At 73.3% G+C, this 17,761-nt stretch carries 13 protein-coding genes; 4 read left to right on the top strand and 9 right to left on the bottom strand.

Translation table 11 applies throughout. The features are described 5' to 3' along the window. Nucleotides 1–52: 52 nt before the first annotated feature. Both G7Z13_RS29985 and G7Z13_RS29980 read right to left on the bottom strand, forming a co-directional pair. Nucleotides 53–1,693, bottom strand: coding sequence for an ABC-F family ATP-binding cassette domain-containing protein (locus G7Z13_RS29985; RefSeq protein ID WP_166003453.1), 1,641 nt, complete (start codon nucleotides 1,691–1,693; stop codon nucleotides 53–55). Nucleotides 1,694–1,741: 48 nt separating this feature from the next. Then, on the bottom strand, nucleotides 1,742–2,773 hold the full coding sequence (locus tag G7Z13_RS29980) for an oxidoreductase (protein WP_166003452.1): 1,032 nt from the start codon (nucleotides 2,771–2,773) through the stop codon (nucleotides 1,742–1,744). A 67-nt stretch (nucleotides 2,774–2,840) separates the two neighbouring features. Between G7Z13_RS29980 and G7Z13_RS29975 the strand changes: the two genes are divergently transcribed. Further along, nucleotides 2,841–3,803, top strand: coding sequence for an FAD-dependent oxidoreductase (locus tag G7Z13_RS29975; RefSeq protein WP_240926390.1), 963 nt, complete (start codon nucleotides 2,841–2,843; stop codon nucleotides 3,801–3,803). 39 nt (nucleotides 3,804–3,842) lie between these two features. Here the strand turns inward: G7Z13_RS29975 and G7Z13_RS29970 are convergent, their stop codons facing one another. Continuing rightward, entirely contained in the window at nucleotides 3,843–5,858 is a 2,016-nt protein-coding gene (locus tag G7Z13_RS29970) for a Xaa-Pro dipeptidyl-peptidase (protein ID WP_166003448.1), read from the bottom strand. Nucleotides 5,859–6,080: 222 nt separating this feature from the next. On the opposite strand from G7Z13_RS29970, the gene G7Z13_RS29965 reads away from it, so the two are divergent. Continuing rightward, complete coding sequence (locus tag G7Z13_RS29965; protein WP_206313168.1) at nucleotides 6,081–7,601, top strand: M1 family metallopeptidase; 1,521 nt, start codon at nucleotides 6,081–6,083, stop codon at nucleotides 7,599–7,601. Nucleotides 7,602–7,604: 3 nt separating this feature from the next. Here G7Z13_RS29965 and G7Z13_RS29960 read toward each other — a convergent pair whose 3' ends face one another. After that, complete coding sequence (locus tag G7Z13_RS29960) at nucleotides 7,605–8,534, bottom strand: PfkB family carbohydrate kinase (protein WP_166005438.1); 930 nt, start codon at nucleotides 8,532–8,534, stop codon at nucleotides 7,605–7,607. A gap of 214 nt (nucleotides 8,535–8,748) precedes the next feature. Beyond that, nucleotides 8,749–10,215 (bottom strand): amino acid permease, encoded by a 1,467-nt coding sequence (locus G7Z13_RS29955; RefSeq protein ID WP_166003444.1) that lies wholly within the window; start codon nucleotides 10,213–10,215, stop codon nucleotides 8,749–8,751. 214 nt (nucleotides 10,216–10,429) lie between these two features. On the opposite strand from G7Z13_RS29955, the gene G7Z13_RS29950 reads away from it, so the two are divergent. Next, nucleotides 10,430–11,134, top strand: a complete 705-nt coding sequence (locus G7Z13_RS29950; protein ID WP_166003443.1) for a MerR family transcriptional regulator — start codon at nucleotides 10,430–10,432, stop codon at nucleotides 11,132–11,134. A gap of 28 nt (nucleotides 11,135–11,162) precedes the next feature. On the opposite strand, the gene G7Z13_RS29945 is transcribed toward G7Z13_RS29950, so the two are convergent. From G7Z13_RS29945 to G7Z13_RS29930, 4 genes are all read right to left on the bottom strand, one after another. Further along, on the bottom strand, nucleotides 11,163–13,334 hold the full coding sequence (locus G7Z13_RS29945) for a 3-hydroxyacyl-CoA dehydrogenase NAD-binding domain-containing protein (RefSeq protein ID WP_166003441.1): 2,172 nt from the start codon (nucleotides 13,332–13,334) through the stop codon (nucleotides 11,163–11,165). A 41-nt stretch (nucleotides 13,335–13,375) separates the two neighbouring features. Then, a complete protein-coding gene (locus G7Z13_RS29940) occupies nucleotides 13,376–14,590 on the bottom strand; it encodes an acetyl-CoA C-acetyltransferase (RefSeq protein ID WP_166003439.1) in 1,215 nt (404 codons plus the stop codon). Beyond that, nucleotides 14,587–15,819 carry a CaiB/BaiF CoA-transferase family protein gene (locus tag G7Z13_RS29935; RefSeq protein WP_166003437.1) on the bottom strand — a complete coding sequence of 411 codons (1,233 nt, stop codon included), beginning with the start codon at nucleotides 15,817–15,819 and terminating at the stop codon, nucleotides 14,587–14,589. The genes G7Z13_RS29940 and G7Z13_RS29935 overlap by 4 nt, the downstream gene beginning before the upstream one ends. A gap of 180 nt (nucleotides 15,820–15,999) precedes the next feature. Further along, nucleotides 16,000–16,380 carry an MmcQ/YjbR family DNA-binding protein gene (locus G7Z13_RS29930; RefSeq protein WP_166003435.1) on the bottom strand — a complete coding sequence of 127 codons (381 nt, stop codon included), beginning with the start codon at nucleotides 16,378–16,380 and terminating at the stop codon, nucleotides 16,000–16,002. Nucleotides 16,381–16,482: 102 nt separating this feature from the next. On the opposite strand from G7Z13_RS29930, the gene G7Z13_RS29925 reads away from it, so the two are divergent. Then, nucleotides 16,483–17,673 (top strand): saccharopine dehydrogenase NADP-binding domain-containing protein, encoded by a 1,191-nt coding sequence (locus tag G7Z13_RS29925; protein WP_166003433.1) that lies wholly within the window; start codon nucleotides 16,483–16,485, stop codon nucleotides 17,671–17,673. Nucleotides 17,674–17,761 lie beyond the last annotated feature (88 nt).

The raw sequence follows: 17,761 nt of genomic DNA, 5'->3' as shown, positions 1-17,761 counted from the left end.
ACGGCACAGCGCGGGCGGCGCTCCCCGAGCCGGATGATCCGTACGTCAGGACTCAGCGTTCGGTGACCTTGCCGGCCGCAACCTCCAGGCGGCGGGTCACGCGGACCGCGTCCAGCATGCGGCGGTCGTGGGTGACCAGCAGGAGCGTGCCCGTGTAGGCGTCGAGGGCGGATTCCAGCTGCTCGATGGCGGGCAGGTCGAGGTGGTTGGTCGGCTCGTCGAGGACGAGGAGGTTGACGCCGCGGCCCTGGAGGAGGGCGAGCGCGGCGCGGGTGCGCTCGCCCGGGGAGAGGGTGGCGGCGGGGCGCAGCACGTGCTCCGACTTCAGGCCGAACTTGGCGAGCAGGGTGCGGACCTCGACCGGCTCGGTGTCGGGGACGGCCGCGCGGAACGCGTCCAGCAGGGTCTCAGGGCCGTGGAACAGCTTGCGGGCCTGGTCGACCTCGCCGACCAGGACGCCGGAGCCGAGGGCCGCGTGTCCGGCGTCGAGCGGGACGCGGCCGAGGAGCGCGGCGAGCAGGGTGGACTTGCCCGCGCCGTTGGCGCCGGTCACGGCGACCCGGTCGGCCCAGTCGATCTGGAGGGTGACGGGGCCGAGGGTGAAGCCGTCGCGCCGCACCTCCGCGTCGCGCAGGGAGGCGACGACCGCGCCGGAGCGCGGGGCGGCGGCGATCTCCATGCGCAGCTCCCACTCCTTGCGGGGCTCCTCGACCGTCTCCAGCCGTTCGATCATGCGCTGGGTCTGGCGGGCCTTCGCGGCCTGCTTCTCGCTGGCCTCGCTGCGGAACTTGCGGCCGATCTTGTCGTTGTCGCCGCCCGCCTTGCGCCGGGCGTTCTTCACGCCCTTGTCCATCCAGGCGCGCTGCGTCTGGGCGCGGTCCTGGAGGGCGGCCCGCTTGTCGGCGTACTCCTCGTAGTCCTCGCGGGCGTGCCGGCGGGCCGTCTCGCGTTCCTCCAGGTAGGCCTCGTAGCCGCCGCCGTAGAGGTTGATCTGCCGCTGGGCGAGGTCCAGTTCGAGGACCTTGGTGACGGTGCGGGTGAGGAACTCGCGGTCGTGGCTGACGACGACGGTGCCGGCGCGCAGGCCGGCGACGAAGCGTTCGAGGCGTTCCAGGCCGTCGAGGTCGAGGTCGTTGGTGGGCTCGTCGAGGAGGAAGACGTCGTAGCGGGACAGCAGCAGGGAGGCGAGGCCCGCGCGGGCGGCCTGGCCGCCGGACAGGGAGGTCATCGGCTGGTCGAGGCCGACCGCGAGGCCGAGGGTGTCGGCGACCTCCTCGGCGCGTTCGTCGAGGTCGGCGCCGCCGAGGCCGAGCCAGCGCTCCAGGCTCGCCGCGTACGCGTCGTCGGCGCCCGGCCGTCCCTCGACCAGGCCCTCGGTGGCCTCGTCCATGGCCCGCTGGGCGGCGGCCACGCCGGTGCGGCGGGCCAGGAACTCCCGCACGCTCTCCCCCGGCCGCCGCTCCGGTTCCTGCGGCAGATGGCCGACGGTCGCGGTGGGCGGGGAGAGCCGCAGCTCGCCCTGCTCGGGGGTGTCGAGGCCGGCGAGCAGGCGCAGCAGGGTGGACTTCCCGGCGCCGTTGGCGCCGACCAGGCCGATCACGTCGCCGGGGGCCACGACGAGGTCGAGGCCGGTGAACAGCGAGCGGTCGCCGTGGCCGGCGGCGAGGTTCTTGGCGACGAGGGTGGCAGTCATCAGACCGCCGATCCTAACGTCCGCCCTCCCCCGCCGGGCACCTGTTCCTCACCGGGCCATCGGCTCCACCAGCACGCTTCCCGTCGTCCGCGCGACGACGTACGCCTCGCCCCTGACGGCCCTGGCGTCCAGCGGGATGCGGTGGCGGCCCGGTTCGAGGACGCCGTCGAAGAGTTCGCGGGTGTGGGTGCGGTAGAGGCGGTCGAGGCGGTACGCGGTGAGGACGACCCGGCAGGGGGAGGTGACCTCGACGCCCGCCTCGCCGTCGGCGGCGACCAGCCGGGTCAGGCGGCGCCGCTCCACGGGGCTGGGGTCGAGGGCGTGTTCTATCTGGGCGACGAGCAGCGGGACGATCGGGGCGAGGCCGTCGACGTAGGCCACGTCGGCCCCGGCGCGTTCGAAGGCGGCGCGGACGGCGGCGCGCTCCCGCGGGCCCACCGCGCGGCCGAAGGCGACGGCGCCGTAGGCGCGCAGTTCCTCCGGGGGCACGTGGTCGGTGTCGTGGGCGATGTCGGCGCCGATGCCGATGGTGCGCAGGGCCGCGGCGAGCTTGGCAAGCACGGCGACGCGGGCGCCGATGAGCAGCACCCGGCGGCGGGCGGCACCGGAGTGGGGACCGGCGGTGTCGAGCAGGGAGCGCAGGGCCGCGCGGTACTCCTCGCCGCGGAACCGGAACGGCCCCATGCCGTGGTAGCCGTTGAGTTCGAGGTCGGCCCGCTCCTCGGTCTGCCAGGCGAAGTCCCGCCAGATGTAGTCGTCGCCGTCGCGTTGGATGACGGCGGTGACGGCGCCGCAGCCCAGGTCGGCGCACTCGGGGCAGCCGTAGACGACGTACCGTCCGCCGGGCAGCGGCGCGTCGGCCTCCAGCAGCAGGGCGCGCACCTGCGCGGTGAAGATGGCGGGCGGTACGTCGGCGGCGAGCGGGGAGACGGCGTCCAGGTCGGAGAGCCGGAAGAGCAGGGGGCGGCCGTCGACGATGAAGTCGACGAAGTCCCGGTGCACCTGGTAGGCGCCGTCCGCGAGGACGCCTCCGGCGCGCATCGCCGGTGCCAGGCCAAAGGTCGCATACGCGGCAGACATGCTGTGAGTATCCCCAGTCCGGCACCGTCCTGAGCGCGGCATGACACATTCCGCTACCGTCCCCCGCGTGGACGGTGACGTGCGGGACGACGTGGTCGTGGTGGGTGGCGGGGTCATCGGGCTGACGACCGCCGTGGTGCTGGCCGAACGCGGGCGGCGGGTCCGATTGTGGTCGCGCGAGCCGGTGGAGCGGACCACCTCGGCGGTCGCGGGCGCCCTGTGGTGGCCGTACCGGATCCGGCCGGCCGCGGCGGCACGGGCGTGGGCGCTGCGTTCGCTGGGCGTGTACGAGGAGCTGGCCGCGCGGCCGGAGGTGACCGGCGTACGCATGGTCGAAGGGGTACTGGGCGAGACGGATCTGGACGAGGTGAGCGGCTGGGCGGCGGCGCGGCTGCCCGGGCTGCGGGCCGCGACGGCGGACGAGTACCCGGGGAGCGGGCTGTGGGCGCGGCTGCCGCTCGTCGACATGGCGGTTCATCTGCCGTGGCTGCGGGAGCGGTTGCGAGCGGCGGGCGGGGTGGTCGAGGAGCGCGCGGTGTCGGCGCTGTCCGAGCCCGGCGCGCCGGTGGTGGTCAACTGCACGGGGCTGGGCGCCCGGACGCTGGTGCCGGATCCAGGGGTGCGGCCCGTGCGCGGACAGCTGGTCGTGACGGAGAACCCCGGTGTCCGCACGTGGACGGTCTCCACCGGCCCCGACGGGGAGATGGCGTACGTCTTCCCGCAGCCGGGCCGGCTGGTGCTGGGCGGCACGGCCGAGGAGGACGTGTGGGCGGCCGAGCCGGATCCGGCGGTGGCGGCGGCGATCGTGCGGCGGTGCGCGGCGCTGCGCCCGGAGATCGCCGGCGCGCGGGTGCTGGAGCACCGGGTGGGGCTGCGGCCCGCGCGGGACGCGGTGCGGCTGGAGCGGGAGACGCTGCCGGACGGGCGGCCGCTGGTGCACAACTACGGCCACGGCGGCGCGGGCGTCACCGTGGCCTGGGGTTGTGCGGAGGAGGCGGCGGGACTGGTCCTCGGCGCCTCCCCCGCTTAGCGGGCCTTCGCGCGGGGCGGGGCTACGGCACGGGCCGGGTCACGGCACCGGGTGGGCGGGACGGGGTTCGCGTACGCCGTCCAGCGGGGCGGCCTCGGGCAGGGCGGTCGCCGAGCCGGCCGTGGCGCGGGCGAAGGCGGTCGCGCCGCCGGCGAGCGGGACGCGCGCGAAGGTGCGGGACAGGTCGAGCGTGAGCGTCGGGGTGCTCGACGGGGGCTCGATCAGGTCCTTGTCGGTCCCGGCGACGATCAGCGCGAGCCGGTGCCCCTCGGGCACGACGTGGTCGGTGGCGGCCAGGTCGAGGGTGATCGTGTACGGCTTGCCCGGGGTGAGCGGGGCGCCGGTGGCGGCGGCGTGGTTGCCGAGGTCGGCCCAGCCGCGGCTGACGATCGTGTAGTCGACGTCGGCGGTCTTCGCCGCGGTCTCCTTGAAGCAGGCGCTGTCGCCGGCGGTGCTCGCGCCCCAGCAGGTGCGGTCGGTGAGGGTGGTGATGCCCTCGCCGGCGTCGGCGTAGTCGCGGATGGTGCCGGGGCCGAGGTCCACCAGGACGGCGCTGAGGTGGGCACTGGAGGTGGTCGGCGTGGCGGTGACGGTCACCTTCGAGGAGCCGGACAGCCGCAGGTCGCGGGTGAGCGGGCCGGTGCTGAAGCCCGCCTTGTCGGGCGTGGCCTGGTCGATGCGGGCGGCCCAGTCGGTCTCGTCGTGCCGCGGGTCGTCGGTGAAGGTCTCGGTGCCGGTGCCGGGGCGCAGACCGAGGGTGCCGACGCCGTCGAGGGCGCCTTCGGCGGGCCGCAGCGTGGCCGCCCGGGTGCCGCGCGGCGGCCACACGGACGACGTCACCCACTCGTCGGGTGCGCGTTCGATGTCGGCCATGGGCTCGTCGTCGATGCCGTTGTCGTAGCCGAGCAGTTCGTGGTCGAACCAGCGGTGCAGGGTGTCGACCCAGGCCGCGCGGCGGAAGTCGAACGGGTCGACGTGGCCGACCTGGGAGAGCCAGATCTTGCGCTCGACGCCGTTCTTCGCGAGCGCGTCCCACCACTGCCCGAAGTGCTTGGCGCGGACGTTGAGGTCCTGCGTGCCGTGGACGACGAAGACGCTGGCGCGGACCCGGTCGGCGTGGCGCACGTAGTCGCGCTCGGTCCACAGCGGGGTCCAGTCGCCAGTGCGCGGGGCGCCGTCGACGAGGCGCTGCTGTACGGCGGCGCAGCGGGCGCGGGCCTCGGGGCTCTCGACGCGGTACGCCAGCCCGTCGGGGCCGGAGTCGAACAGCGGGGCGCCCTTGGCGAAGTAGTAGTCGTACCAGGAGGAGATCGCGCCGATCGGGACGATGGTCTCCAGGCCCTCGACGCCGGTGGCGGCGACGCCGTTGGCGACGGTGCCGTCGTAGCTCTTGCCGATCATCCCGGTCCGGCCGGTGCTCCAGGTGGCCTTGGCGCGGGTGGTGCCGGTGCGGGTGGTGTACGCCTTGGCGCGGCCGTTCAGCCAGTCGACGACGGCCTTCGCGGACTGGATGTCGGAGCGGCCGCCGACGTCCACACAGCCGTCGGAGCGGTTGGTTCCGGCCAGGTCGACCCCGACGACGGCGTAGCCGCGCGGGACGAAGTAGTTGTCGTAGAACAGCGGCATCTGGACGACGTTCCCGGCCGCGTCGTACGTCTTCTTCTGGCTCTCGTTGCCGCGTCCGCAGCAGGCGTAGTACGGGCTGGCGTCCATGATGACGGGGACCTTGCGGCCCTGCTGTGCGGCCTCGCGCGGGCGGACGATGTCCACGGCGACGCGGTCGGTGCGGCCGTCGCCGTCGCCGTCGAGGCGGGTGTCGACCCAGACGGCCTCGCGGATGGCGTTGTCGTAGGAGTAGACGGGCCGGCTGGTGCGGGGTCCGGCGGGAGCGGCCGGGGCCGCCGCGGGAGTGGCCGGGGCCGTCGTGCCGGGTGCGGTGTGGTCGGTGCGGGGTGCGGCCTGGGCCGTGGCGGGGGAGAGGAAGCCGGCCATCAGGGCGGCGGTGGCCGCCGTCGCGAACGGTCTCCAGATCGTGAAGCGCGTGCGTATCGGCATGCCGCGGACGCTACAGGGCATCAACTCCCGCGCAGAAGAGGGCGCGTGGCGTGTCGTACGGGACGGACGTGGCCGGAAACGACCGCCGTGTCGGGCATGATCGTGACGGCCGGATGGCGATCCTGTGACAGGGGTGGCCATGGACATGCTCGCAGGTGCGGGGTCTGCTTAGGCTTCGAACACACCCGAACAGGGCCTGTCCACCCAGGATTTGGAGCTGACGTGCACCGCAGAATCACCGCTCCGGGCGCGCTGGCCGCGGCCTCCCTCCTGCTGGCGATCCCGGCATCGGCCGCGAGTCACGCCCCCGGCGCGCCGGGCATCGGCGACCCCTACTACCCGGCGTACGGCAACGGCGGCTACGACGTCTCCCACTACGACCTCCGGCTGAAGTACCAGCCCGCCACCGACCGGCTGGAGGGCACGGCGACCCTCCTCGCCCGCACCACCCAGGACCTGTCGACGTTCAACCTGGACTTCCTGCTCGACGTGAGCGAGGTGCGCGTCAACGGGGCCCTCGCGAAGTTCCGGGCGACCGGCGAGCACGAGCTGGAGATCACGCCGAAGACCCCGCTCGACAAGGGCACGGCCGTCACCGTCGTGGTCCGCTACAGCGGAGTGCCGTCGCAGAAGGAGGCGTACGGCTTCACCAGCTGGCACCGCACCCCGGACGGCGGGGTGGCGGCGAACGAGCCCGAGGCGGCCTGGTGGTGGTTCCCCGCCAACGACCACCCGCTGGACAAGGCCACCTACGACGTGTCGGTGCTGGTCCCGGACGGCACCCAGGCCATCTCCAACGGCACGCTGCAGTCGACGAGTTCCCGCCTCGGCTGGACCCGCTGGAACTGGCGCTCCAACAAGCCGCAGGCGACGTATCTCGCCACGCTCGCCGTCGGCCGGTTCGACCTCACCACCGGGAAGACGGAGAGCGGCATCCCGGTCGTCAACGCCTACAGCAAGGACCTCGGCGACCACTACGGGGCCGCGCGGGCCAGCATCGAGCGGACCGGGGAGATCGCCGACTGGCTGACCGGGTACTTCGGCCCGTACCCGTACAACGCGCTCGGCGGCTACGTGCCGAACACGGACACCGGGTACGCGCTGGAGACCCAGACCCGGCCGTTCTACAGCCCGCGGCAGTTCGCGAACGGCACCAACACGTCGCTGGTCGTGCACGAGCTGGCCCACCAGTGGTACGGCGACCTGGTGTCCGTGCGGCAGTGGAAGGACATCTGGATCAACGAGGGCTTCGCGCGGTACGCGCAGTGGCTGTGGTCCGAGCACGAGGGCGAGGGGACGGCGCAGGAGATCGCCGACCACGTGTACGCCTCACGGCCGGCCGACGACCCCTTCTGGACGGTAGAGCCCGGCGACCCGGGCCCCGACAACCAGTTCCACGTCGCCGTCTACGACCGGGGCGCGCTCGCTCTGCAGGCGCTGCGCAACGAGATCGGCGACGCGGACTTCTTCACGCTCCTCAAGGGCTGGCCGCAGCGGCACGCGCACGGCAACGCGAGCGTCGCCGACTTCCGGCGGTACGCGGAGGAGGTGTCCGGCAAGCCGCTGGCCGCGCTGTTCGACACCTGGCTGTACCAGCCGTCGAAGCCGGGGGCGACGGCGGCACGGGACGCGTCGATCACGCCCCGCACCGCGAAGGCCGTCGCGCAGCCGAAGTCGTGGAAGAAGATCGCGGCGACGAACGGTGCGCACGAGCACGGGCGGGGGCACGGGCACGAGGACTGAGGGCTACGGGCCGGCGACCGTCACCGAGGGGTCCGGTTCGGCCGCTCGCCGCAGCAGGTCCTCCCGGGCGATGGCGTCGACCCGCGTCGACGGCACCGTGCAGGCGTGGGCGCCCGCGATCGCGCCGTAGCGGGCGCAGCGCCGGGGCGGCTCGCCGCGCAGGAAGCCGAAGAGGAAAGCGGCGGCGAAGGCGTCGCCCGCGCCGTTGGAGTCCACCACCGGCGCGGGCGGCGTCACCGGCGGTACGTGGCTCAGCTCGCCGTCGGCGAGCAGGTGGGCGCCCTCGGCGCCGGCCGTGGCGACGACCGCGCGGGCGCGGCCCCGCTCGGTGATACGGCGCAGGGTGCCCTCGACGTCGGTGAGGCGGGCGGCGGAGACGAAGACGATGTCCGCGGCGAGCGCGAACGGCTCGTGGTACGGGTTCTCGCCGTCCCAGTCGTGCAGGTCGGTGGAGATCGTCACGCCGGTCCCGCGCAGCACGGGCAGGGCGTGGACGCACGGCTGGGTGATGGAGACGTGGACGTGGCGGCTGCGTGCGGCCAGGTCCCGGACCGTGGCCTCGGGGAGGCGGTCGTCGGGCCGGGCGCGGCTGCTGTCGTACAGGGACAGCCGGCGGCCGTCCGGGCCGACCAGGTTGACGGCCCGCTTGGTGCCGGCGGGCTGCGGGATCGCGGTGAGCGCGATGCCGTGGTCCCGGTGCAGGGCCCTCACCAGGTCGCCCTCGGGGTCGTCGCCGAGGAAGTCCAGGTGGTGGGTGCGCAGGCCCAGGGCGGTCAGGCCGAGGGACAGGAAGTCGCCGGTCTGGCCCGCGCGGGTGCGGATGCCGTCGTGGATCTGGTAGCTGTCGGCGTACGGCAGCGGCAGCTGCGGTACGTGGACGATGGTGTCCACGCCCGCCCCGCCCAGCACGAGTACATCGGTGTCGCGGCTCAACTCCGGCCCCCCATGGTCGTACGCCGTCACGGCCCTTGTTCCTGCGGTCCGTGCGCACCCTATCCGCTGCGCCCGGCAGGCCGCGGTGCCTCGCCGCGGGGCGCTGCGGAGGGGCGCGACGCGACGGTGGCGCCAGGCCGGAGATCATCGGTCCCCGGCCTGGCGCCACCGTGGGCGATGCCACTGACAGCGGCGCTGAGCCGCCGGCCTCGCGCTACTTCGTGAGCTTGGCCAGCTCCTGGTCCGCGGTCTCGGAGACGCGGCGGCGGACGCCGAACCAGCCGGCGACCAGGGCGAGGGCGATGAACGGGACGAGGAGGAGGGTCCAGCGGCCGACCTCCGGGTCGTTGCCCATCATGCCGAGGCAGACCAGCAGGAAGGTGATCGTGGCGATCTCGGTGACCGGGCTGCCGGGGAGCCGGAAAGACGGTCGCTGCACCAGGCCCGCCTTGGCCCGGCGGACGAAGATCAGGTGACAGATCATGATGATCACCCAGGTGGAGATGATGCCGAGCGAGGCGACGTTCAGCACGATCTCGAAGGCCTGGTGGGGCATGACGAAGTTCAGGGCGACGCCGAGCACGCAGACCGCGCAGGTCAGCAGGATGCCGCCGTAGGGCACCTGGCTGCGGTTCATCCGGGCGGTGAACTTCGGCGCGGAGCCCGCCATGGCCATGGAACGCAGGATGCGGCCGGTGGAGTACAGGCCGGAGTTCAGCGAGGACATGGCGGCGGTGAGGACCACCAGGTTCATCACGTCGCCCGCGGCCGGGACGCCGATCTTCGACAGGACGGTGACGAAGGGACTCTCGTTCGCGGAGTACACGGAGCCGGGCAGCAGCAGGGCCAGGAGGACGACCGAGCCGACGTAGAAGAGGCCGACCCGCCACATGATCGAGTTGACCGCGCGGGGGACGATCTTCTCCGGCTCGGCGGTCTCGCCCGCGGCGACACCGACCAGCTCCAGCGCGGCGTAGGCGAAGATCACGCCCTGCATGACGAGGACGACGGGCATCAGGCCGTGCGGGAAGACGCCGCCGTTGTCGGTGATCACGTGCAGGCCGGGCGTCTGGCCGCCGACCTCGTGCTGGGTGGCCAGCAGGAAGACGCCGACGAACATGAAGGCGACGAGCGTCGCGACCTTGATGATCGCGAACCAGAACTCCATCTCGCCGAAGATCTTCACGGAGATCAGGTTCACCGCGAGGACCACGGCGAGCGCGATCAGGGCGAGCACCCACTGCGGGATGTCGGTGAAGGCGCTCCAGTAGTGCGTGTAGAGCGCGATCGCGGTGATGTCGGCGATACCGGTCGTCGACCAGTTCAGGAAGTACATCCAGCCGGCGACGTACGCGCCCTTCTCGCCGAGGAACTCGCGCGCGTACGACACGAACGAGCCCGAGGACGGCCGGTACAGGACCAGCTCGCCGAGGGCCCGGACGACGAAGAAGGCGAAGATGCCGCAGACCAGATAGGCCAGCGCGAGCGCGGGGCCCGCGTTGTGCAGGCGGCCGCCGGCGCCGAGGAAGAGTCCGGTGCCGATCGCGCCGCCGATGGCGATCATGTTGACGTGGCGGGCCTTGAGGTCCTTGCTGTAACCGGCGTCGCCCGCGTCCGCGGGCGCCTGGGTCGCCTCGGGGTGTGCGGCGACCGGTGCCGTTTCCACGGCGTCCTTGCTCACGGGTGGTTCCACTCTCTGGTGCGCCCGGCGCGCTGTACGCGCCGGGTGTCCGTACGGTGACTCGGCCCGCACCACCCTGGGTGTTGCGGCACAGACCAAGGCAGCACCTTCCCACAGGGCTTCGTGACGCGCGGTGACTCACATCACAGAGCGTTACTTCTCACAGGATCGCCGGAGGTTTCACACCCCTGGTGAGACAGCGATACTGCTGCACATGACAAGCCATGCCGAGGAGCCGCCCCTCACCGTCGACGAGCTGGCCGCGCGGGCCGGTGTCACGGTGCGCACGGTGCGCTTCTACAGCACCCGGGGCCTGCTGCCCCCGCCGGTCATCGGCCCGCGCCGGGTGGGGCACTACGGCCGTGAGCACCTGGCCCGCCTGGCGCTCATCGAGGAGCTGCAGCACCAGGGCATGACCCTCGCGGGGATCGAGCGCTACCTCCAGCAGCTGCCGCCGGACCTCAGCCCGCAGGACCTGGCGATCCACCGCGCGGTGGTGGCCTCCTGGGCGCCGGACACCGTGGAGACGGTGAGCCGGGCGGAGCTGGAGAAGCGGGCCGGGCGGGCGCTGGGCGACGACGAGGTGGATCGCCTGGTGGCCATGGACGTCGTCCGGCCGGACGGCGACGGCTACCGCGTGGACCTGGGCCTGCTGCGGCTCGGGGTGCGGCTGCTGGACGTACCGATGTCGCAGGAGGCCATCCTGGCGGCCCGCGCGGTCCTCATCGAGCACTCGCGGGCCGCGGCCCGTGAGCTGTCCCGGCTGCTGCGGGGCGAGGTGTCGGAGCGCGACGAGCGGGACGTGCGGTCGCTGTCGGCGCACATCCAGCCGCTGGTCGTGCAGGCGCTGCTGACGACCTTCCAGCGCTCGCTGCGGGAGGAGCTGGGCGAGTGGCTCACCCGGCCGGGCGCGAGGTGAGCCACGTGACACCCCTGGGACCGCCGCGCTAGTCGGTGAAGCGCTCCCCCTTCTCCGCCTTCTCGACCAGCAGCGCAGGGGGCGTGAACCGCTCGCCGTAGCGCTCGGCCAGCTCCCGCGCGCGGGCCACGAAGCCGGGCAGGCCTCCCTCGTAGCCGTTGATGTACTGCAGGACGCCACCCGTCCAGCCGGGGAAGCCGATGCCGAAGATCGAGCCGATGTTGGCGTCGGCGACGGACGTCAGGACGCCCTCCTCCAGCAGCCGGACGGTGTCCAGCGCCTCCGAGAAGAGCATGCGCTCCCGCATGTCCTCGAAGGGGATCGTGTGGCCGGGCTGGGTGAAGTGCTCGCGCAGGCCCGGCCACAGGCCCGTGCGCTTGCCGCTGTCGTCGTAGTCGTAGAAGCCGGCGCCGCCGCTGCGGCCGGTGCGGCCGAACTCGTCGACCATGCGGTCGATGACGGCCTCCGCCGGGTGCGGGGTCCAGGTGCCGCCCGCCTCCTCGACGGCCCGCTTCGTCTCGTTGCGGATCTTGCGGGGCAGGGTCAGGGTCAGTTCGTCCATCAGGGACAGCACCTTGGCCGGGTAGCCCGCCTGGGCGGCGGCCTGCTCGACGGACGCGGGCTCGATGCCCTCGCCGACCATCGCGACGCCCTCGTTGATGAAGTGGCCGATCACGCGGGAGGTGAAGAAGCCGCGCGAGTCGTTGACCACGATCGGCGTCTTGTTGATCTGCCGGACCAGGTCGAAGGCGCGGGCCAGCGCCTCCTCGCCGGTGCGCGCGCCCTTGATGATCTCGACGAGCGGCATCTTGTCGACCGGCGAGAAGAAGTGCAGCCCGATGAAGTCGGCCTGGCGTTCGACGCCCTCGGCGAGGGTGGTGATGGGCAGGGTGGAGGTGTTGGAGCACAGCAGGGCGTCCGGGGCGACGATCTGCTCGATCTCCTGGAACACCTTGTGCTTCAGGGCGGTGTCCTCGAAGACCGCCTCGATGACCGCGTCGCAGCCCGCCAGGTCCTGCACGTCGGCGGTGGGCGTGATGCGGGCGAGCAGCGCGTCCGCCTTCTCCCGGGTGGTACGGCCGCGGGAGACGGCCTTGGCGCATAGCTTCTCCGAGTAGCCCTTGCCCTTGAGGGCGGCCTCCAGGGAGACGTCCTTCAGGACGACGTCGATGCCCGCGCGGGCGCACGAGTAGGCGATGCCGGCGCCCATCATGCCCGCGCCGAGCACGGCGACCTTGCGGACCTGGCGCGGTTCGACGCCCTTGGGGCGGTTGGCGCCGGAGTTGACGGCCTGGAGGTCGAAGAAGAACGCCTGGATCATGTTCTTCGAGATCTGCCCGGCGGCCAGTTCCACGAAGTAGCGGGCCTCGATGACCTGGGCGGTCTCGAAGTCGACCTGGGAGCCCTCGACGGCCGCGGCGAGGATGTTGCGCGGGGCCGGGTAGGGGGCGCCGCCGGTCTGCTTGCGCAGGTTGGCCGGGAAGGCCGGGAGGTTGGCGGCGAACTTCGGGTGGGCGGGGGTGCCGCCGGGGATGCGGTAGCCGGGCCTGTCCCAGGGCTGCTGGGACTCGGGGTGGGCGTCGATGAAGGCGCGGGCCTTGGCCAGCATCTCCTCCCGCGTCGCGGCCACCTCGTGCACCAGGCCGTTCTCCAGGGCGCGCCGGGGGCTGTACTGGGTGCCCTGGAGCAGCACCTTCAGCAGGGCGTCGGCGATGCCGAGCAGCCGGACGGTGCGGACGACTCCGCCGCCGCCGGGGAGCAGGCCGAGGGTGACCTCGGGGCAGCCGATCTTGGAGCCGGGGGCGTCGAGGGCGATCCGGTGGTGGCAGGCGAGGGCGATCTCGAAGCCGCCGCCGAGGGCCGCGCCGTTCATCGCGGCGACGACCGGCTTGCCCAGGGTCTCGATGCGGCGCAGGTTCCGCTTGATCGCCATGCCGCCGTCGAACAGCTCCTGGGCGGTCTCCGGGGTGACGCGGATCAGGTCGCGCAGGTCGCCGCCGGCGAAGAAGGTCTTCTTCGCGGAGGTGACGATGACGCCGCGGAGGGAGTCCTTCTCGGCCTCCAGGCGGTCGGTGATCGCGGCGAGGGAGTCGCGGAACGCCTGGTTCATGGTGTTCGCGGACTGGTTCGGGTCGTCGAGGACGAGGGTGACGACACCGGTGTCGTCCTGTTCCCAGCGGATCGTGGTGCTCTCGGTCATGACAGGGGTCTCCGTAGAAGTCTGGTGGGTCCGCGGGGAGTTCACAGGCGCTCGACGACGGTGGCGATGCCCATGCCGCCGCCGACGCAGAGGGTGGCCAGGCCGTACCGCTTGTCCTGGCGCTCCAGTTCGTCCACCAGGGTGCCGAGGATCATCGCGCCGGTGGCGCCGAGGGGGTGGCCGAGGGCGATGGCGCCGCCGTTGACGTTGACCTTGTCCAGGGACAGGCCCATGTCCTTCACGAAGCGCAGCACGACCGCCGCGAACGCCTCGTTGATCTCGACCAGGTCGATGTCGTCGATGGTCAGGCCGGCCTTGGCGAGCGCCTTGCGGGTGGCGGGGGCGGGTCCGGTGAGCATGATGGTGGGCTCGGAGCCGGAGACGGCGGCGGAGACGATCCGCGCGCGCGGGGTGAGGCCGTAGCGCTCGCCGACCTCCCTGGAGCCGATGGCGACGAGGGCGGCGCCGTCGACGATGCCGGAGGAGTTGCCCGCGTGGTGGACGTGGTCGATCTTCTCCACCCAGTGGTACTTCTGCAGCGCCACGGCGTCGAAGCCGCCCAGGTCGCCGATGTCCGCGAAGGACGGCTTGAGCTTGGCGAGGGAGTCGGCGGTGGTGCCGGGGCGCATGTGCTCGTCGTGGTCGAGGACGACGAGTCCGTTGCGGTCCTTCACGGGGACGACGGACCGCTCGAAGCGGCCCTCCTTCCACGCGGTGGCCGCGCGCTCCTGCGACAGGGCCGCGTACTCGTCGACGTCGCGGCGGGAGAAGCCCTCGATGGTGGCGATCAGGTCGGCGCCGATGCCCTGCGGCACGAAGTCGACCGCGAGGTTGGTCATCGGGTCGTTGAACCAGGCGCCGCCGTCGGAGGCCATCGGCACCCGGGACATCGACTCGACGCCGCCGGCCAGGACCAGGTCCTCCCAGCCGGAACGCACCTTGGCGGCCGCCAGGTTGACGGCTTCCAGGCCGGACGCACAGAAGCGGTTCTCCTGCACGCCGGCGACCGTGTCGGGCAGGCCGGCGGCGATGGCGGCGATCCGCGCGATGTCGGAGCCCTGGTCCCCGACCGGGCCGACGACGCCGAGGACGATGTCGTCGACGGCCGCCGGGTCCAGGCCGGGGAAGCGGTCGCGGATCTCGTGGATCAGTCCGACCACGAGGTCGATGGGCTTCGTGCCGTGCAGGGCGCCGTTCGCCTTGCCGCGTCCGCGCGGGGTGCGGATCGCGTCGTACACGTACGCTTCGGTGCTCACGAGGGGGCCTTTCGGTGAGGGTGGGCTCGGGGCGGCTCGGGGGTGCTCGGTGGCTCGGGAGTGCGGGGCGGCTCGGGGGTGCTGGGCGCGGGCCCGGTCCGCGGCGGGTGGAGTCCGGGTACCTCCCAGTCTCGGGCCACGGAGGCCGTGTCGGCGCCGGGGCGGGCCGGGCCGGTGCGGACGGCCGTGGGCGTCGCGGAGAAGCGGGGGGCGGGCGCGGGCTGGGTGATGCCGCCGTAACCGGTGAAGGTGGACCGCGCGGCGAGGTGCGGGTGGTGCGGGGCCTCGCGCAGGGACAGCACGGGCGCCACGCACGCGTCGGAGCCCTCGAAGACGGCCGTCCACTCGTCCCGCGTACGGGACCTGAAGCGGGCGGCGACGGCTTCGCGCAGCCGCGGCCAGCGGGCGGGGTCGTCGCGGGCGGGGGCCTGCTCCGGGATGCCGAGGAGGGTCATGAACTCGTCGTAGAACCGCCGCTCCAGCGCGCCGACGGCCATGTACTGCCCGTCGGCGGTCTCGTAGGTGCCGTAGAAGGGGCAGCCGCCGTCGAGGAGGTTGGCGCCGCGGCGGTCCTGCCAGCCGCCGGCGGCCAGCATGCCGTGGATCATCGCGGACAGGTGCGCGGCGCCGTCGACGATGGCCGCGTCGACCACCTGTCCGGTGCCGGCGGCGCGGGCATGGTGGAGGGCGGCGAGGACGCCGACGACGAGGTAGAGGGAGCCGCCCGCGTAGTCGCCGAGGAGGTTGGCGGGCACGGCGGGCGGTTCGCCGGGGGCGCCGATCATGCCGAGGGTGCCGGTGAGCGCGAGATACGCGATGTCGTGGCCCGCGCGGTGGGCGAGCGGGCCGTCCTGGCCCCAGCCGGTCATCCGGCCGTAGACGAGGCGCGGGTTGCGGGCGTGGCAGGCCTTGGGGCCGACGCCGAGCCGTTCGGCAACGCCCGGGCGGTAGCCCTCGATGAGGACGTCGGCGCGGGCGGCGAGGTCGAGGACCAGGCCGGGGCCGCCGGGGGCCTTCAGGTCGACGATCACGGAGCGCTTGTTGCGGTTGGTGACGTCGGACGCCGGGTCGATGCCGAGTCCGGGGCCGCCGGGGCGGTCCACGCGGACCACGTCGGCGCCCAGGTCGGCGAGGAGCATGGCGGCGAAGGGTCCGGGGCCGATGCCGGCCAGCTCGATCACCCGGACGCCGGAGAGCGGTCCGCGCGATGCCGTCGTGGCCGTGGTCATCCAGCCCCCTCGCTGTGACACAACTGATGTAACACCGGTGATGGTAAGAACGGGCTCCAGCCCGCACAAGACCTGAACAAGCAAGCGCTTAGCCATTTTCGGCCGGGTGGGCGGCATGAGCTGTTCGGCGCCGCCCGTGGGTGGCTCGGCGAGGCGGGGTCCGGCGGGCGCGGGCCGGGGTCAGCGTGCGTCGAGGTCCGCTATCAGGCGCTTGGGGGCGACCGCGCGGTAGCTCTCCTCGACCCAGTCGCACAGCAGCTCCGCCGGGGGCGCCCCCTTGGGCTCCAGCGGGACGCTGACCCAGCCGGCCTTGCCGAGGCCGTATCCGGCGGGTTCGGCGTCCGGGGCGGTCAGGGCGTGCGCGTGGACGGTGCCGTCGGTCAGCTTGACGGTGACGCCCAGGGGATGGCTGCCGTCGTCCACGCCGAGGAAGACGAACACCTTCCCGCTGACCTTGGCGACGGACTCACCCCACGGGAACTCCTCGGCGGCGCCCGGCAGGGCGAGGGCGAACTCGCGCACTTTCTCCCACTTCTTCAGGGCGCTCGCGGCCACCGCCATGGTCCACCTCCGGCCTCGTCTTCGGGCTGCGCACTCCTCACGCTAGCCTCAGCCACCGACAGCGGCGCGGGCTGCGCGGCTCGATGGTGAGCGAGAGGTGTCATGAGCAGGCTGAAAAGGGCGGACCGTCCGTACGACATCGTGCTCTTCGGGGCGACCGGGTTCGTCGGGACGCTCACCGCGGAGTACCTGGCCGCGCACGCGCCCGAGGGGCTGCGCTGGGCGGTCGCGGGCCGCAGCGAGGAGAAGCTGCGGCGGCTGTGCGAACGACTGCGCGAACGGCAGCCCGGCGACGCGGAGATCGGCGTCCTGGTGGCGGACGTCGCCGATCCCGCCTCGCTGCGCCGGCTCGCGGAGCACGCGCGCGTGGTGGCCACGACGGTCGGGCCGTACGTGACGTACGGCGAGGAACTGGTCGCGGCCTGCGCGGACACCGGCGCGGACTATCTCGACCTGACCGGCGAGCCGGAGTTCGTGGACCTGATGTACGTCCGGCACGACGCACGCGCGCGGGAGACCGGCGCGCGGCTGGTGCACGCGTGCGGCTTCGACTCGGTGCCGCACGATCTGGGGGTGTACTTCACGGTCCGGCAGCTGCCGGAGGGGGTGCCGCTGACCGTGGACGGGTTCGTGCGGGCGGACGCGGCCTTCTCCGGCGGCACGTTCGCCTCCGCGCTGAACCAGTTCGCGCGCGGCCGGCAGATGATCGCCGCCGCGCGGGACCGCCGCCGGCACGAGCCGCGGCTGGTGGGGCGCCGCGCGGTCACGCCGACGGGCGGTCCGCGGTACGCGCCGGAGGTCGGCGCCTGGGCACTGCCGCTGCCGACGATCGATCCGCAGATCGTGCGGCGTTCGGCCAAGGCCCTGGAGCGTTACGGACCCGACTTCCGCTACCGGCACTACGCCGCCGTGCGCCGGCTGCCGGTCGCGGTCGGCGGGGTGGCGGCCGTCGGCGCGCTGTTCGCGGCGGCTCAGGTGCCGCCCGCGCGGCGCTGGCTGTCCGACCGGGTCAAGCCGGGCGACGGGCCGAGCGCCGAGAAGCGGGCGCGGAGCTGGTTCTCGGTGCGCTTCGTCGGCGAGGGCGCCGGCCGGCGGGTGTACACCGAGGTCGCGGGCGGTGACCCCGGCTACGACGAAACGGCGAAGATCTTCGCCGAGGCGGCGCTGTGCCTCGCCTCGGACGACCTGCCGCCGGCCTCCGGCCAGGTCACCACGGCGGTCGCGATGGGCGACGCGCTGACCGAGCGGCTGCGGGCGGCGGGCATCACGTTCCGGGTGGCGGCACGGCGCTGAAGCACCGCCTCCGGCACGGAAAGGGGGCGCGCGTCGGTCGCCGGCGCGCGCCGCTCCCGCTGCAGGGCGCCGGCGATCGGTCCCGCCC

This window comes from Streptomyces sp. JB150 (assembly GCF_011193355.1).
In the GTDB taxonomy this organism is placed as follows: Bacteria; Actinomycetota; Actinomycetes; order Streptomycetales; family Streptomycetaceae; genus Streptomyces.
The sequence above is the reverse complement of the archived record's forward strand: the minus strand, read 5'-3'. Positions and strand labels throughout refer to the sequence as shown.

Bases quoted from the DNA above. Each gene is read 5' to 3' on its own strand.
- G7Z13_RS29985 (WP_166003453.1), bottom strand. From the start codon at position 1,693: ATGACTGCCACCCTCGTCGCCAAGAACCTCGCCGCCGGCCACGGCGAC.
- G7Z13_RS29980 (WP_166003452.1), bottom strand. From the start codon at position 2,773: ATGTCTGCCGCGTATGCGACCTTTGGCCTGGCACCGGCGATGCGCGCC.
- G7Z13_RS29970 (WP_166003448.1), bottom strand. From the start codon at position 5,858: ATGCCGATACGCACGCGCTTCACGATCTGGAGACCGTTCGCGACGGCG.
- G7Z13_RS29950 (WP_166003443.1), top strand. From the start codon at position 10,430: ATGACAAGCCATGCCGAGGAGCCGCCCCTCACCGTCGACGAGCTGGCC.
- G7Z13_RS29945 (WP_166003441.1), bottom strand. From the start codon at position 13,334: ATGACCGAGAGCACCACGATCCGCTGGGAACAGGACGACACCGGTGTC.
- G7Z13_RS29935 (WP_166003437.1), bottom strand. From the start codon at position 15,819: ATGACCACGGCCACGACGGCATCGCGCGGACCGCTCTCCGGCGTCCGG.
- G7Z13_RS29930 (WP_166003435.1), bottom strand. From the start codon at position 16,380: ATGGCGGTGGCCGCGAGCGCCCTGAAGAAGTGGGAGAAAGTGCGCGAG.
- G7Z13_RS29925 (WP_166003433.1), top strand. From the start codon at position 16,483: ATGAGCAGGCTGAAAAGGGCGGACCGTCCGTACGACATCGTGCTCTTC.